The organism is Pseudomonas sp. D4-21 (assembly GCF_051132125.1).
Lineage (GTDB): Bacteria > Pseudomonadota > Gammaproteobacteria > Pseudomonadales > Pseudomonadaceae > Aquipseudomonas.
This window is the reverse complement of the sequence record NZ_CP071664.1, coordinates 5,040,290-5,055,827: the sequence shown is the minus strand read 5'-3', so window position 1 is coordinate 5,055,827 and position 15,538 is coordinate 5,040,290. Positions and strand designations below refer to the sequence as shown.

Below are 15,538 nucleotides of genomic sequence, written 5' to 3'. Positions count from 1 at the left end.
TCGCCCCCCTGCTGTACCAACACCAACCCTGCACGTGGAGAGAACAATAAATGTTGAGATCCTTGAAGTTCACAGCCCTGACATTGGGCATGATGGGTGCGGCAAGCGCGATGGCGGCGGGCCCGGACCTGACCGTGGTGTCTTTCGGCGGGGCGAACAAGGCGGCTCAGGTCAAAGCCTTTTACGCACCGTGGGAAGCGGCCGGCAATGGCAAGATTGTGGCGGGCGAGTACAACGGCGAAATGGCCAAGGTCAAGGCCATGGTCGATACCAAGAGCGTCTCGTGGGACCTGGTGGAAGTCGAGTCGCCGGAATTGTCCCGTGGCTGCGACGAGGACATGTTCGAGCAGCTCGATCCGGCCTTGTTCGGCAAGACCGAAGACTACGTCAAGGGCGCCATCCAGCCTTGCGGCGTGGGCTTTTTCGTCTGGTCGACCGTGCTGGCCTACAACGCCGATAAGCTGAAAACCGCGCCGACCAGCTGGGCTGATTTCTGGGACACCAAGCAGTTCCCGGGCAAGCGTGGCCTGCGCAAGGGCGCGAAGTACACCTTGGAATTTGCCTTGATGGCCGACGGCGTGGCGCCCAAAGACGTCTACAAAGTGCTGGCTGGTAAAGATGGCCAGGACCGCGCCTTCAAGAAGCTGGACGAACTCAAGCCGAACATCCAATGGTGGGAAGCTGGTGCCCAACCGCCGCAATACCTCGCTTCCGGTGACGTTGTCATGAGCTCGGCCTACAACGGCCGGATCGCCGCGGTGCAGAAAGAAAGCAACCTGAAAGTGGTGTGGAACGGCGGCATCTACGACTTCGACGCCTGGGCTATTCCTCGTGGCCTGGACAAGACGCGCGCAGAAGCGGCGAAGAAATTCATCGCCTTCTCTGTGGCGCCACAGCAGCAGAAGACCTACTCGGAAAACATCGCCTACGGCCCGGCCAACACCCAGGCTGTTCCGTTGCTGGCCAAGGATGTCCTGAAAGACATGCCGACCACTCCGGAGAACATTGCCAACCAAGTGCAGATCGACGTGAGCTTCTGGGCTGACAACGGCGAGCAACTGGAACAGCGCTTCAACTCCTGGGCGGCGAAGTAACCCACGTCTTCCTGGGAGGCGAGGCTTTTTGTGGCGAGGGAGCTTGCTCCCGCTTGAGTGCGTAGCACTCACGAGATAGGCATTGCCGACATTTTTGGGGCCGCTTCGCGGCCCAGCGGGAGCAAGCTCCCTCGCCACGATCACGCGTACGTCCAGGTTGTGGTTTCAAAAGAACAGAGGCGGCCCGCCGCCCCTGTAACGATAAAAAGATTTGCGGAGTTCGCCATGGCCATCGCCGTTCCACTGAACGCGGGCACCAGCCCCACCCTAAAGCAGCGGCTCAAGCGCGCCGAGCGGGTCAACCGCTGGAAGGCCCAGGCCTTGATCGCGCCGTTGGTGCTGTTTCTGTTGCTGGTGTTCCTGGTGCCCATCGTCGCGCTGTTGTTCAAAAGCGTCAGCAACCCGGAAGTGGTCAACGCAATGCCGCGCACCGTGGCTGCGGTCGCCGCCTGGGATGGACGTGGATTGCCAGGCGAGCCTGTTTACAAGGCAGCCAGCGAGGACCTGGCCGAAGCCCGGAAAAATCAGACTTTGGGCGACCTGTCCAAACGATTGAACATGGAACTGGCCGGCTATCGCAGCCTCCTGACCAAGACTGCCAGGGCGCTGCCGTTCGCTGCCGAACCGGCTTCCTATAAAGAAGCGCTCGAAGGCCTCGACGAACGTTGGGGTGACCCGGCCTATTGGCAGGTGATCCGCCGCAACACCAGCGACGTCACGCCGTACTACCTGCTCGCGGCGGTCGACCATCGCATTGACGATCTCGGTGAACTCGCGCCGGCCACTCCCGACCAGGCGATCTACCTGGACATTTTTACCCGCACCTTCTGGATGGGCCTGGTCATTACCGCCATTTGCCTGGTGCTCGCCTATCCGTTGGCTTATCTACTGGCGAACCTACCGTCGCGCCAGAGCAATCTGTTGATGATTCTGGTGCTGCTGCCGTTCTGGACCTCGATCCTGGTGCGTGTGGCGGCGTGGATCGTGCTGCTGCAATCGGGAGGCTTGATCAACAGCGCCTTGATGGCCATGGGCATCATCGATAAACCTTTGGAACTGGTGTTCAACCGCGTCGGTGTGTACATCTCCATGGTCCACATCCTGCTGCCGTTCATGATCCTGCCGATCTACAGCGTGATGAAGGGTATCTCGCCCACCTACATGCGCGCGGCGATTTCCCTGGGTTGCCACCCGTTCGCCAGTTTCTGGCGGGTGTACTTCCCGCAGACCTACGCAGGTGTCGGTGCCGGTTGCCTGTTGGTGTTCATTCTCGCCATCGGCTACTACATCACCCCAGCGCTGCTGGGCAGCCCGAACGACCAGATGGTCAGCTACTTCGTCGCGTTCTACACCAACACCAGCATCAACTGGGGCATGGCCACGGCGCTCGGCGGCCTGCTGTTGCTGGCGACCATCGTGCTTTATCTGATTTACAGCTGGCTGGTGGGCGCCAGTCGCCTGCGCCTGAGCTAAGGGGAGATCGAAATGCTGAGTCCTTACATGTCCCCCGTCGAACGGGTGTGGTTCTACAGCTTGCGCATACTCTGCGGGCTGATCCTGTTGTTCCTGATCCTGCCGGTGCTGGTGATCATTCCGTTGTCGTTCAACTCCGGCAGCTTCCTGGTTTACCCGTTGCAGGGCTTTTCGCTGCAGTGGTACCACGACTTCTTCGCTTCGGCGGAATGGATGCGGGCCTTGAAGAACAGCATCATCGTCGCCCCGGCAGCGACGCTGTTGGCGATGGTGTTCGGCACATTGGCCGCTATCGGACTGACCCGTGGCGACTTCCCGGGCAAGGCGCTGGTGATGGCCCTGGTGATTTCGCCCATGGTGGTGCCGGTGGTGATCATCGGCGTGGCCAGCTACCTGTTCTTCGCGCCGTTGGGAATGGGTAACAGCTTCTTTTCACTGATCGTCGTCCACGCTGTGCTGGGCGTACCGTTTGTCATCATCACCGTTTCGGCGACCTTGCAGGGCTTCAACCACAACCTGGTCCGGGCTGCCGCCAGCCTCGGAGCGTCGCCATTGACGGCGTTTCGCCGGGTGACCTTGCCGTTGATCGCCCCGGGCGTCATTTCCGGCGCGCTGTTCGCCTTCGCGACGTCGTTCGATGAAGTGGTGGTGACTCTGTTCCTGGCGGGGCCGGAGCAGGCGACGTTGCCTCGGCAGATGTTCAGCGGCATCCGTGAAAACCTCAGCCCCACCATCGCGGCGGCAGCAACGCTGCTGATCGCCTTCTCGGTGATCCTGTTGCTGACCCTGGAGTGGTTGCGTGGGCGCAGCGAGAAGCTGCGTACTACCCAGGTCTGAGAATTGCGGTAAAGCAGTGTGGGAGCGAGCCTGCTCGCGAATGCGGTGGCATATTCAACGTTTATGTCGGCTGACACTCCGCTTCGCGAGCAGGCTCGCTCCCACATTGGGATTCGTTGGGGCATTCACACGCTGAATAACAGACAACCCGCCATACCGAGCTATCCTTGTGCCAGCCCACTCTCGAGCAAGAGGCCGCGCACATGAGTCTTTCCTCGTTCAAGATCGCCCACAAACTGATCACCGGTGCCGCTGCCATCGAGCAACTGGCGGCGGAACTGACGCGGTTGGATGTCGACAACCCGCTGATCGTGACCGATGCGGCGCTGGTGAAGTCCGGCACCGTGGAGTTGGCGCTGCAGCATCTTGGCGGCCGCGACTACGAGATTTTCGACCGGGTCATGCCGGACCCGGAAATCGCCATCGTCGAAGACTGCATGCAAGCCTACCGCGACGGTGGCCATGACGGCCTGATCGGCCTGGGTGGCGGCAGTGCCATCGATATCGCAAAGTGCGTGGGCGTCTATGCCGGTTATCACGGCGAACTGCAAGACATGTTCGGCGTCGATCAGGTGCCGCGCAAAGGCCCGCCGATGATCGCCATCCCTACCACGGCCGGTACCGGGTCGGAAGTCACGAACGTGGCGATCCTCTCCGACAAGGCTGCACAGCTGAAGAAAGGCATCGTCAGCGATTACCTGTTGCCGGACGTGGCGCTGGTCAGCCCGCAAATGACCCTCACCTGCCCGCGGGGGGTGACCGCCGCCAGCGGTGTCGATGCGCTGGTGCACGCGATCGAGTCCTACCTGTCGCTCAATGCTTCACCGATCACCGATGCCCTGGCCATCGGCGCAATCAAACTGATCACCCGCGCACTGCCCAAGGCCTACGCCAACCCTTCGCACCTGCAAGCCCGCGAAGACATGGCCACCGCAAGCCTGATGGCGGGCATGGCGTTCGGCAATGCCGGGGTGGGGGCCGTGCACGCGCTGGCTTATCCGCTGGGCGGGCGGTTCCATGTATCCCATGGTGTGGCCAACGCGTTGCTGCTGCCTTATGTCATGGCGTGGAACAAAATGGCCTGTGTCGAACGCATGCGAGACATCGCCGACGCCATGGGCATCAAGACCGCCCATCTGAGCGACCTCGAAGCCGCGGACGAGGCGGTGCAAGCCATGGTTGCGTTGTGTGCCGCCGTTGAAATCCCCTCAGGGCTCAGCGGCTTGGGCGTGACCGAGGATGTGATCCCGTCCATGGCAGCGGAGGCTGCGGGGATAGAGCGGCTGATGCGCAACAACCCGCGGCAACTGAGCGCCGCCGATATCGAGAAGATCTACCGCGCGGCGTATTGATCGTCTGCCACGGTGGGCGCGCCAAATCTTGAGGTATACAATGCGCGCCATCGTGATTTCGCTCAAAACAGGTGCGTCATGCAGCCCTTCGCTATTGCTCCGTCGATTCTCTCCGCCGACTTCGCCCGCTTGGGCGAAGAAGTGGACAACGTTCTGGCCGCCGGGGCCGACATCGTGCACTTCGATGTCATGGACAACCATTACGTACCCAACCTGACCATCGGCCCGATGGTCTGCGCGGCGCTGCGCAAGTACGGCATCACCGCGCCGATCGACGCGCACCTGATGGTCAGCCCGGTGGATCGCATCGTCGGTGATTTCATCGAGGCAGGCGCGACCTATATCACCTTCCACCCGGAAGCCTCGTTGCATGTCGACCGCTCCTTGCAGTTGATCCGCGAAGGTGGCTGCAAGGCTGGCCTGGTGTTCAACCCGGCAACGCCCTTGGATGTACTCAAATACGTGATGGACAAGGTCGACATGGTCTTGCTGATGAGCGTCAACCCCGGCTTCGGCGGGCAGAAGTTCATCCCGGGCACCCTCGACAAGCTGCGCGAAGCCCGGGCGCTGATCGATGCCTCGGGGCGCGACATCCGGCTGGAGATCGACGGTGGCGTGAACGTGAACAACATCCGCGAAATCGCCGCGGCCGGCGCCGACACCTTTGTCGCCGGTTCGGCGATCTTCAATGCGCCCGACTACAAAGAGGTCATTGAGAAAATGCGCGCCGAATTGGCCCTGGCGCGCCCATGAGCGGTTTCGAGCAGCTGTTTCCCGGCAGCCTGCCGCGCCTGGTGATGTTCGACCTCGATGGCACGCTGGTTGATTCGGTCCCGGACCTCGCGGCAGCCGTGGACAGCATGCTGCTCAAACTTGGACGTCCCCCCGCTGGTATCGACGCGGTTCGCCAATGGGTTGGCAACGGCGCGCCCATGCTGGTGCGCCGGGCCCTGGCCAACCACATCGATGCCCAGGGCGTCGATGAAGCCGAGGCCGAGCGGGCGATGGAGCTTTTCAACGAAGCCTACGAAGGCAACCACGAACTGACCGTGGTCTATCCCGGAGTGCGTTCCACGCTCAAATGGCTGCACAAGCAAGGCGTGGAAATGGCGTTGATCACCAACAAGCCGGAACGCTTCGTCGCGCCGCTGCTGGACCAGATGAAAATCGGCCGATATTTTCGCTGGATCATCGGCGGCGACACCCTGCCGCAGAAAAAGCCAGACCCGGCCGCGCTGTTCTTCGTGATGAAAATGGCCAATGTCCCGGCTTCCCAATCGCTGTTCGTCGGCGACTCGCGCAGTGATGTGCTGGCGGCAAAGGCGGCCGGAGTCAAATGCGTGGCGCTGAGTTATGGCTACAACCACGGCCGGCCGATCGCCGAAGAGTTTCCGACACTGGTGATCGATGATTTGCGCCTGTTAATTCCCGGTTGCCTGGACCCGGCCGCTGAGATAACGTTGCCCGACGCTGTTCAATCCTCTTCTGGAAACGCCATCGTGGTGGTCACTCGCAAACTCTGGATGAAAGTCATGAAGGCCTTGGCCCGCTGGCGTTGGCGCGCCTGACTTGTTCCTGGCCGGTTATCCGGCGCGTTTGCATACCTGACTGACAGCTCCTCTTGCCACGAGGCACCCCATGATCCGCGAAGAATTCCTGCGTCTAGCCGCTGCCGGCTACAACCGCATCCCGCTCGCCTGCGAAACCCTGGCCGACTTCGACACGCCGTTGTCGATCTATCTCAAGCTGGCTGACCAGCCCAACTCCTATCTGCTCGAATCGGTGCAGGGCGGTGAGAAATGGGGCCGTTATTCCATCATCGGCTTGCCGTGTCGCACCGTGTTGCGGGTGCATGGCCATCAAATCAGCGTGACCCAGGACGGCGTTGAGATCGAAAGCCTCGAAGCCGAAGACCCGCTGGCGTTCGTCGAGACCTTCAAGGCTCGCTACAACGTGCCGACCATCCCCGGCCTGCCCCGTTTCAACGGCGGTCTGGTGGGTTATTTCGGCTACGACTGCGTGCGCTATGTGGAGAAGCGCCTCGGCACTTGTCCCAACCCTGATCCGTTGGGCGTACCGGACATCCTGTTGATGGTCTCCGATGCGGTTGTCGTCTTCGATAACCTGGCGAGCAAGATGCACGCGATCGTCCTGGCCGATCCGTCTCAGGAAGATGCCTACGAGCAAGGTCAGAAAAGCCTGCAGGCGCTGCTGGAAAAACTCCGCCAGCCGATCACGCCACGCCCAGGCCTGGATTTCAGCAAGCAGTCGGCAACCGACCCGGTGTTCCGCTCCAGCTTCACGCAGGACGATTACGAACGGGCCGTCGATACCATCAAGGAATACATCCTCGCCGGCGATTGCATGCAAGTCGTGCCGTCGCAACGGATGTCCATCGACTTCAAGGCCGCGCCTATCGACCTCTACCGGGCGCTGCGCTGCTTCAACCCCACACCCTATATGTACTTCTTCAATTTCGGCGACTTCCACGTCGTGGGCAGTTCGCCGGAAGTGCTGGTGCGAGTCGAAGACAACCTGATCACCGTGCGTCCGATTGCCGGCACTCGTCCTCGCGGCGCCACGGAAGAAGCGGATCGGGCTCTGGAAGAAGACCTGCTGTCGGACGACAAGGAAATTGCCGAACACCTGATGCTGATCGACCTTGGCCGCAATGACACCGGGCGGGTATCGGAAGTGGGTTCGGTGAAGCTCACCGAGAAAATGGTCATCGAGCGCTATTCCAACGTGATGCACATCGTGTCCAACGTCACCGGCCAGTTGAAGGCCGGATTGACGGCCATGGATGCGTTGCGGGCGATCCTGCCGGCGGGCACCTTGTCTGGCGCGCCGAAAATCCGGGCGATGGAAATCATCGACGAGCTGGAACCGGTCAAGCGCGGTGTGTACGGCGGCGCGGTGGGTTATTTCGCCTGGAACGGCAACATGGACACGGCCATCGCCATTCGTACCGCGGTCATCAAGAACGGCGAACTGCATGTACAGGCGGGCGGTGGCATTGTCGCCGACTCTGTGCCTGCGTTGGAGTGGGAAGAAACCTTGAACAAGCGTCGGGCGATGTTCCGCGCCGTGGCGTTGGCGGAGCAGACTTCAGGCAACTGAATTGCTCCCCGACAACCTGTGGCCCGGAGCTTTTCGCGCCCCGAGGCCGTATTTAAAGTCAGTGAATCCAAAGGTTGCTACGCCATGTTGCTGATGATCGATAATTACGACTCCTTTACCTACAACGTTGTGCAATACCTCGGCGAGCTGGGCTCCGAGGTCAAGGTGGTGCGCAACGACGAGCTGACCATCGCCGAGATCGAGGCCCTCAAGCCCGAACGTATCGTGGTCTCGCCCGGCCCGTGCACGCCGACCGAAGCGGGCGTATCCATCGAGGCCATCAAGTATTTCGCCGGCAAATTGCCGATCCTCGGTGTCTGCCTGGGCCACCAGTCCATCGGCCAGGCGTTCGGTGGCGACGTCGTGCGCGCCCGGCAAGTCATGCATGGCAAGACCAGCCCGGTGTTCCACCAAGACAAGGGCGTATTCGAAGGCCTGAATCATCCGCTTACGGTCACTCGCTACCATTCCCTGGTCGTCAAGCGCGAAACCTTGCCTGATTGCCTGGAATTGACCGCCTGGACCCAGCGCGAAGACGGCTCGGTGGACGAGATCATGGGACTGCGACACAAGACGTTAAATATTGAGGGTGTGCAATTCCACCCCGAGTCTATCCTCACAGAGCAGGGCCACGAGCTGTTCGCCAACTTCCTCAAACAAAGCGGCGGCACGCGCTAAGGACTTTTCATGGATATCAAGGCAGCCCTGAACCGTATCGTCGGCCAGCTCGACCTGAGCACCGATGAAATGCGCGACGTAATGCGCGAAATCATGACCGGCCAATGCACGGATGCGCAGATCGGCGCGTTCATGATGGCCATGCGCATGAAGAGCGAGAGCATCGACGAGATCGTCGGTGCAGTCACGACCATGCGTGAATTGGCGGACAAAGTTGAACTCAAGACGCTGGACGGCGTGGTGGATGTCGTGGGTACGGGGGGCGATGGCGCCAACATCTTCAACGTTTCCACGGCCTCGGCGTTTGTGGTTGCGGCAGCCGGCTGCACCGTCGCCAAACACGGCAATCGCGCTGTCTCGGGTAAGAGCGGCAGCGCCGACTTGCTGGAGGCCGCCGGTATCTACCTGAACCTGACGCCAGTCCAGGTGGCCCGGTGTATCGATAGCGTCGGCATCGGTTTCATGTTTGCCCAGACCCACCACAGCGCCATGAAGCACGCGGCGGCACCGCGCCGTGAACTGGGACTGCGCACGCTGTTCAACATGCTCGGCCCGCTTACGAATCCGGCCGGCGTGAAGCACCAGGTCGTCGGGGTGTTCAGCCAGGCGCTGTGCCGCCCCTTGGCCGAGGTCCTGCAGCGCCTGGGCAGTAAACACGTATTGGTGGTCCATTCCAAGGATGGCCTGGATGAGTTCAGTCTCGCCGCGCCGACCTTCGTGGCTGAGCTGAAAAACGATCAGATCACTGAATATTGGGTCGAACCTGAAGACCTGGGCATGAAGAGCCAGAGCCTGCATGGCCTGGCGGTGGATGGACCGGCCCAGTCGCTGGAGTTGATCCGCGATGCCCTGGGACGTCGTAAAACGGAGAATGGCCAGAAAGCGGCGGAAATGATCATGCTCAACGCGGGTGCCGCGTTGTACGCCGCTGATCACGCCAGCAGCCTCAAGCAAGGCGTAGAGCTCGCCCACGATGCATTGCACACCGGGCTGGCCAGGGAAAAACTGGAAGAATTGGGCGCATTTACCGCCGTATTCAAAGTGGAGAATGAAGGATGAGCGTGCCAACGGTTCTGGAAAACATTCTGGCCCGCAAAAGGCAGGAAGTCGTCGAGCGCAGTGCCCGGGTCAGTCTGACCGAGCTTGAAGCCCTCGCACGTTTGGCGGACGCGCCACGTGGCTTTGCCCAGGCATTGATCGACCAGGCGAAGAGAAAGCAACCGGCGGTAATCGCCGAGATCAAAAAAGCTTCCCCCAGCAAGGGCGTGATCCGGGAGCATTTTGTTCCGGCCGACATTGCCAAGAGCTACGAGAAAGGCGGCGCGACCTGCCTTTCGGTGCTGACCGATATCGATTTTTTCCAAGGCGCGGACGATTACCTCAAACAGGCTCGGGCGGCATGCAAGTTGCCGGTCATTCGCAAGGACTTCATGATCGATCCGTATCAAATCGTCGAGGCGCGAGCGTTGGGCGCCGATTGCGTGCTGTTGATCGTCTCTGCCCTGGACGACGTGAAGATGGCCGAGTTGGCTGCGGTCGCCAAGGACGTTGGCCTGGATGTGCTGGTGGAAGTTCATGATGGCGACGAGCTGGAGCGTGCCCTCAAGACGTTGGACACCAAACTGGTTGGCGTGAACAACCGCAACCTGCACACCTTTGAAGTCAGCCTGGAGACGACCTTGGACCTGTTGCCACGGATCCCCCGTGATCGGCTGGTCATCACCGAGAGCGGCATCCTCAACCGGGCCGATGTCGAGTTGATGGAAGTCAGCGATGTGTATTCGTTCCTGGTGGGCGAGGCGTTCATGCGGGCTGAAAGCCCGGGCACGGAATTGCAGCGGTTGTTTTTCCCTGAGCGCGGCGTTCCGGTGAGCGGCTCGACGCTGGACTGATGATGCCTCCAGCCATAGCCTTCACCGTTGAAAACGGACTCCAAGCCGAACAGGATCTGCTGGCCAGCATCTGCGCCGGGGACGCTGAGTCCGGCTTGCTGTTCTGGCAGCCCAGCGACCGCGCGTTGGTCATGCCGCGGCGCTTGAGCCGCTTGCCTGGCTTCGAGCTGGCTTGTGAAGTATCGGCCGCCAATGGGTGGCCCGTGCTGTTGCGTGAGACCGGCGGTGAGCCGGTGCCTCAATCCGCTGCCACCGTCAATATCGCGTTGGTCTACGCACCACCGCGAAGCGAGGGTGACCACGGTCGGATCGAAACCGCTTACCGCCGCTTGTGCGATCCCATCTGCCAGTTGCTCGATGAGTTGGGCGGGGTCGCTTCGCTGGGTGAAGTGGAGGGCGCGTTTTGTGACGGGCGCTTCAATGTCAATCTTGACGGTCGCAAAATGGTCGGCACTGCGCAGCGCTGGCGCCAGAGCAAGGGCGGGCAACGGCCTGTAGGGCTGGTGCATGGCGCGTTGTTGCTGGAAGACGAACGCGACTGCATGGTGGACGCGGTCAATCGTTTCAATGAGGCGTGTGGCCTGGAGCAGCGCGTGCGCGCCGAGAGCCACATCGCCCTCCATGAAAAATACCCGGCGCCTCACGCGCTGGAACGGCTCCAAACGCTCTATCAGAACTTGCTCGACAGCCTTTAGCGGGTTCCGAACACCACCATGGTCTTGCCTTTGACATTGACCAGGTTACGTTCTTCCAGATCCTTGAGTACCCGGCCGACCATTTCCCGCGAACAGCCCACGATCCGACCGATTTCCTGGCGGGTCACCTTGATCTGCATGCCGTCCGGATGAGTCATGGCGTCGGGTTGCTTGCACAGTTCCAGGAGGCAGCGGGCAACGCGGCCTGTTACATCAAAGAAGGCGAGGTCGCCGACCTTGCGAGTGGTGTTGCGCAAGCGCTGTGCGATTTGTCCACTTAGGACGTAAAGGATGTCCGGGTCTTGCTGCGACAGTTCCCGGAACTTGCCGTAACTGATTTCCGCAACTTCGCATTCGACCTTGGCTCTCACCCAGGCACTGCGTTCCTGCTCTTTCCCCGCCTGTTCGAACAACCCTAGCTCGCCAAAAAAATCCCCTGAATTGAGGTAGGCGATGATCATCTCTCGCCCATCGTCATCTTCAATCAGGATAGTGACCGAGCCCTTGATGATAAAAAACAGCGTGTCGGAACGATCACCTGCGCAGATGATGTTGTGCTTGGCGGGGTAACGGCGACGCTGGCAATGCATCAAGAGTTTGTCGAGATTCTTGATCTTGGACGTGGGAGTAATAGCAACCATGGTTGTGTCCCGGAAAACTGCGCTTTGTGTTGGTTTGGTGTTGTTGTGGGTGCGAATAGCTTTCGCAAAAAAAAGCTGGCCATACGCCAGCGATTGGGCGCCAGCTTAACAGAGGCGTTCAAAATTGATTCGAGAATTTACTTAGCTGTATCAGCTCCAAGTAACCCCAGGCGACCGCTGCCATGACGGGGGCCTGTGCTAAGCTGGCGCCCCCTTTTTTTGACAGTGGAGTCTTGGCGATGAAGGCACGCATCCAATGGGCTGGCGAAGCCATGTTCCTCGGTGAGTCGGGCAGTGGTCATGTAGTTGTCATGGACGGCCCGCCGGATGCCGGAGGTCGGAACCTGGGTGTTCGACCAATGGAAATGCTTCTGCTGGGTGTGGGTGGCTGCAGTAATTTCGACGTGGTCAGCATCCTCAAGAAGTCGCGCCAGGCAGTGGAAAGCTGCGAAGCTTTTCTGGAAGCCGAGCGCGCGACCGAGGATCCAAAGGTGTTCACCAAGATCCATATGCATTTTGTAGTAAAGGGCCGAGGGTTGAAGGAGGCCCAGGTCAAGCGCGCCATTGAGCTGTCGGCGGAGAAATACTGCTCGGCCTCGATCATGCTCGGTGCGGCAGGCGTCGAAATCACCCATGATTATGAAATCATCGAGTTGGGTTAAATCGACATCCAACCATCACAAAAGCGGTGCAAGCTCTGGCGATCAGAAGCTGACGTCTGCATAATGCGCCACTTTTTTCAGGGCAGTGATCGGCCAGAGGCCGCTCACTTGTCTGGACAGACAACCAAAATCGCCATCGCGAAGAGGTGTTAACCGTCCTACGCAGGTGCGTCGTTCGCATCTGACGGGCATGCTTGATCACGCGGCCAGGCCGCAATACACAGAGAGTTTTCAAACGGTGAAAAGCAAACTCAAGCTCCATGGGTTCAATAACCTGACAAAGACCTTGAGCTTCAACATCTATGACATCTGCTATGCGGAAACCCCGCAAGACCAACAGGCCTACGTCGAGTACATCAATAAAGAGTACAACGCCAAGCGCCTCACGCAGATCCTCACGGAAGTTGTCGATATCATTGGTGCCAACATCCTGAACATCGCCAGTCAGGACTATGAACCCCAAGGCGCCAGCGTGACCATTCTGATCTCGGAAGAGCCGGTGACACCGACCGACAGCCAGATCGAAGAGTCGCCGGGCCCGTTGCCTGAAATTATCCTGGCCCACCTCGATAAGAGCCACATCACGGTACACACCTACCCGGAAATTCATCCGGTGGACGGTATCGCGACGTTCCGAGTGGACATTGATGTGTCGACCTGTGGCGTCATTTCACCGCTCAAGGCGCTCAACTTCCTGATTCACCAGTTCGATTCCGACATTGTGACGGTGGATTATCGTGTGCGTGGGTTTACCCGGGACGTGGAAGGGCACAAGCACTTCATCGATCATGAAATCAACTCGATCCAGAACTACCTCTCCGAAGACACTCGCGACGCGTACCAGATGACCGACGTGAACGTGTATCAGGAGAACCTGTTCCACACGAAAATGCTCCTCAAGGACTTCGAACTGGACAACTACCTGTTCGGTGACGCTACCAGCAACCTGTCCATCGAACAGCGTGGCCAGGTGGAAGAGCGCGTGAAACACGAAATGCTGGAGATCTTCTACGCGCGCAACATGCCGCGCTAAGGTTTCGGCTGAAAAAAAGGCGACTGCCCTGAATGGACAGTCGCCTTTTTTGGTTTTGAAGGTTTGGTTCCGCGTCCGCTGTCAGATCCGATAGGTGCTCTTGGTCATCACTTTGGCCAACAAGCTCATGCCGAATTTGACGGGGGCCGGGAATCGGAAGCCGCCTGCATCGAGCGCGCTTTCAGCATGATGTTCTTCGTCCTGGCGCATCTGTTCGAGAATCGCCCTGGACTTTTCGTCCTCGGCCGGCAATTGCTGCAAATGTTCGTTCAGGTGCTTGCACACTTGATGTTCGGTTGCCGCTACGAATCCGAGGCTGACCTTGTCGCTGATCAACCCGGCGACTGCGCCGATCCCGAAAGACATGCCGTAGAACAAGGGATTCAGCACGCTGGTGTGGCTTCCCAGTTGGTGGATACGTTGCTCGCACCAGACCAGGTGATCGATTTCTTCCTCGGCGGCCTGTTCCATCGCCTCCCGGACCTGCGGCAGTTTCGCCGTCAGCGCCTGGCCCTGGTATAGGGCCTGGGCGCACACTTCGCCGGTGTGGTTGATGCGCATCAGCCCAGCGACATGGCGAGTCTCTTCATCGCTCATCTGCACTTCCGGCTGCACGATTGCCGGTGATGGGCGGTACGGTTGGCCACTGAAAGGCAGCAGCGTGCGCATCGCGGTATCGGCCTGCAGCAACAGACGGTCAATGGGCGAGTAGTGACGTTGGGTAGTCATGCTTACCTCCGGAAAAAATCACGGCGGCCAGTCTAACTCAATCGGCCGCTGAGGATTTGCGTTGGAACAGGGTATCAACCCGGCGGCCAGTTCATCTGGCGCTGTCCCAGCACGTGCATATGGATGTGATAGACAGTCTGCCCGCCAAGTTCATTACAGTTCATCACCACGCGGAAGCCTTCCTCGCAGCCAAGTTCGAGCGCCAGGCGCTGGGCGGTGAACAGGATGTGCCCGGCCAGTCCCTTGTCTTCCTCGGTCAGTTCGTTGAGGGTTCGGATCGGCTTTTTCGGAATGACCAGGAAGTGCACCGGAGCCTGTGGGGCAATGTCATGGAAGGCCAGGACCTGATCATCCTCGTAAATGATCCTGGCCGGGATTTCCCGGTTGATGATCTTGGTAAACAGAGTATCCACAGCTGTTTCTCCGTTGAGTTGTTTGAGCCAAGTTTACTGAAGGCTCGGTCATCGAGCCCGGGTTTTTCAGGGGAAGGGGCTTCAACGTGCGTAACAGGCTCTGTTGGATCTGCCGGCGAGGATTCGAACCAGCCAGCGCGGCCCGAGTCGTGGCAGCAGGGCAATCCAGCGATTGCGGCGCCCAGGAATGATGATGGCCCGGTTTCTTTCCAGTGCACGGACGGCGTACAGCGCGACCTCTTCAGGGGGCATCGAGTTGCTAGTGCTGCGCAGCGTCTTCCCGTCGGGCTGGGCCTTGCTAAAAAAGGCAGTTTGGGTGGGGCCTGGGCAAAGTACCGATACGTTGATTGCATATTTCTTCAGCTCTATTCGAAGGGCTTCGGAGAAGTGCAATACATAGGCTTTGCTGGCGTGATAGGTGCTCATCCAGGGGCCAGGCTGGAACGCTGCGATAGAAGCAACGTTGAGAATCTGACCGCCTCCGTGCAACGCCATGCTATTGCCTACGGCATGACAAAGGCGGGTCAGGGCAAGGATGTTCACCTCGATCAGGTCTTGCTCGGTCATCCAGTCCTGGCCCAGGAACGGACCGCAGGTGCTGATGCCGGCGCAGTTGACCAGCAGGTCGATCTGGCGTTCACCTTCCTCCAGCTCGAGCAGGAAACCTGAAAGCCGCAGGGGCTCGCTCAGGTCGCAGGCCCGAAACAAAACCTCCACGCCAAATCGTTGGGTCAGTTCGATCGCAGTGCTTTCCAGCCGATCGCGCTGTCGAGCTACCAGTAACAGGTTGCGCCCGCGCCGAGCCAGTGCTTCGGCCATGGCCAGGCCGATACCACTGGAGGCGCCAGTGATCAGAGCGTAACGGGTCATGCAGTTCTCCATCGCAACGGCTTCGCGCCGGTGGATGGGGCAGTCACCG

General features: G+C 59.8%; 17 protein-coding genes. 13 read left to right on the top strand and 4 right to left on the bottom strand.

Annotation, left to right across the window (positions count from 1 at the left end; translation table 11 throughout):
* Positions 1 to 50: 50 nt before the first annotated feature.
* The 11 genes from J3Q04_RS22900 (at position 51) to J3Q04_RS22850 (ending at position 11,141) form a co-directional block, all read left to right on the top strand.
* Positions 51 to 1,094: an ABC transporter substrate-binding protein gene (locus tag J3Q04_RS22900; protein WP_042730717.1), complete on the top strand. Its 1,044-nt coding sequence runs from the start codon at positions 51 to 53 to the stop codon at positions 1,092 to 1,094.
* 225 nt (positions 1,095 to 1,319) lie between these two features.
* Positions 1,320 to 2,567: an ABC transporter permease gene (locus J3Q04_RS22895; RefSeq protein ID WP_420764863.1), complete on the top strand. Its 1,248-nt coding sequence runs from the start codon at positions 1,320 to 1,322 to the stop codon at positions 2,565 to 2,567.
* Between the two features lie 12 nt (positions 2,568 to 2,579).
* Positions 2,580 to 3,404 carry an ABC transporter permease gene (locus J3Q04_RS22890; protein WP_420764862.1) on the top strand — a complete coding sequence of 275 codons (825 nt, stop codon included), beginning with the start codon at positions 2,580 to 2,582 and terminating at the stop codon, positions 3,402 to 3,404.
* A gap of 203 nt (positions 3,405 to 3,607) precedes the next feature.
* Positions 3,608 to 4,756: an iron-containing alcohol dehydrogenase gene (locus J3Q04_RS22885; RefSeq protein ID WP_434562012.1), complete on the top strand. Its 1,149-nt coding sequence runs from the start codon at positions 3,608 to 3,610 to the stop codon at positions 4,754 to 4,756.
* A 78-nt stretch (positions 4,757 to 4,834) separates the two neighbouring features.
* The gene (gene rpe, locus J3Q04_RS22880; RefSeq protein WP_420764860.1) at positions 4,835 to 5,509 is read left to right on the top strand and encodes a ribulose-phosphate 3-epimerase; all 675 of its coding nucleotides are present in this window, start codon (positions 4,835 to 4,837) and stop codon (positions 5,507 to 5,509) included.
* Positions 5,506 to 6,324 carry a phosphoglycolate phosphatase gene (locus tag J3Q04_RS22875; protein WP_434609226.1) on the top strand — a complete coding sequence of 273 codons (819 nt, stop codon included), beginning with the start codon at positions 5,506 to 5,508 and terminating at the stop codon, positions 6,322 to 6,324. The genes rpe and J3Q04_RS22875 overlap by 4 nt, the downstream gene beginning before the upstream one ends.
* 70 nt (positions 6,325 to 6,394) lie before the next feature.
* A complete protein-coding gene (gene trpE, locus J3Q04_RS22870; protein WP_434609228.1) occupies positions 6,395 to 7,876 on the top strand; it encodes an anthranilate synthase component I in 1,482 nt (493 codons plus the stop codon).
* Positions 7,877 to 7,960: 84 nt separating this feature from the next.
* Positions 7,961 to 8,554: an aminodeoxychorismate/anthranilate synthase component II gene (locus tag J3Q04_RS22865; RefSeq protein WP_420764857.1), complete on the top strand. Its 594-nt coding sequence runs from the start codon at positions 7,961 to 7,963 to the stop codon at positions 8,552 to 8,554.
* 9 nt (positions 8,555 to 8,563) lie between these two features.
* Positions 8,564 to 9,613, top strand: a complete 1,050-nt coding sequence (gene trpD, locus J3Q04_RS22860) for an anthranilate phosphoribosyltransferase (RefSeq protein ID WP_420764856.1) — start codon at positions 8,564 to 8,566, stop codon at positions 9,611 to 9,613.
* A complete protein-coding gene (gene trpC / locus J3Q04_RS22855; RefSeq protein ID WP_434609230.1) occupies positions 9,610 to 10,446 on the top strand; it encodes an indole-3-glycerol phosphate synthase TrpC in 837 nt (278 codons plus the stop codon). The genes trpD and trpC overlap by 4 nt, the downstream gene beginning before the upstream one ends.
* Before the next feature lie 2 nt (positions 10,447 to 10,448).
* The gene (locus J3Q04_RS22850; RefSeq protein ID WP_434609231.1) at positions 10,449 to 11,141 is read left to right on the top strand and encodes a lipoate--protein ligase family protein; all 693 of its coding nucleotides are present in this window, start codon (positions 10,449 to 10,451) and stop codon (positions 11,139 to 11,141) included.
* On the opposite strand, the gene crp is transcribed toward J3Q04_RS22850, so the two are convergent.
* A complete protein-coding gene (gene crp, locus J3Q04_RS22845; protein ID WP_420764853.1) occupies positions 11,138 to 11,782 on the bottom strand; it encodes a cAMP-activated global transcriptional regulator CRP in 645 nt (214 codons plus the stop codon). The two genes, J3Q04_RS22850 and crp, sit on opposite strands and share 4 nt — an antisense overlap.
* Before the next feature lie 239 nt (positions 11,783 to 12,021).
* On the opposite strand from crp, the gene J3Q04_RS22840 reads away from it, so the two are divergent.
* Entirely contained in the window at positions 12,022 to 12,444 is a 423-nt protein-coding gene (locus tag J3Q04_RS22840; protein WP_008061600.1) for an OsmC family protein, read from the top strand.
* A gap of 238 nt (positions 12,445 to 12,682) precedes the next feature.
* On the top strand, positions 12,683 to 13,477 hold the full coding sequence (gene speD / locus J3Q04_RS22835; protein ID WP_039590886.1) for an adenosylmethionine decarboxylase: 795 nt from the start codon (positions 12,683 to 12,685) through the stop codon (positions 13,475 to 13,477).
* 81 nt (positions 13,478 to 13,558) lie between these two features.
* Here the strand turns inward: speD and coq7 are convergent, their stop codons facing one another.
* From coq7 to J3Q04_RS22820, 3 genes are all read right to left on the bottom strand, one after another.
* Positions 13,559 to 14,206, bottom strand: coding sequence for a 2-polyprenyl-3-methyl-6-methoxy-1,4-benzoquinone monooxygenase (gene coq7, locus J3Q04_RS22830; protein ID WP_420764852.1), 648 nt, complete (start codon positions 14,204 to 14,206; stop codon positions 13,559 to 13,561).
* A gap of 74 nt (positions 14,207 to 14,280) precedes the next feature.
* Complete coding sequence (locus J3Q04_RS22825) at positions 14,281 to 14,619, bottom strand: histidine triad nucleotide-binding protein (protein ID WP_420764851.1); 339 nt, start codon at positions 14,617 to 14,619, stop codon at positions 14,281 to 14,283.
* 81 nt (positions 14,620 to 14,700) lie between these two features.
* A complete protein-coding gene (locus tag J3Q04_RS22820) occupies positions 14,701 to 15,489 on the bottom strand; it encodes an SDR family NAD(P)-dependent oxidoreductase (RefSeq protein ID WP_434609235.1) in 789 nt (262 codons plus the stop codon).
* Positions 15,490 to 15,538 lie beyond the last annotated feature (49 nt).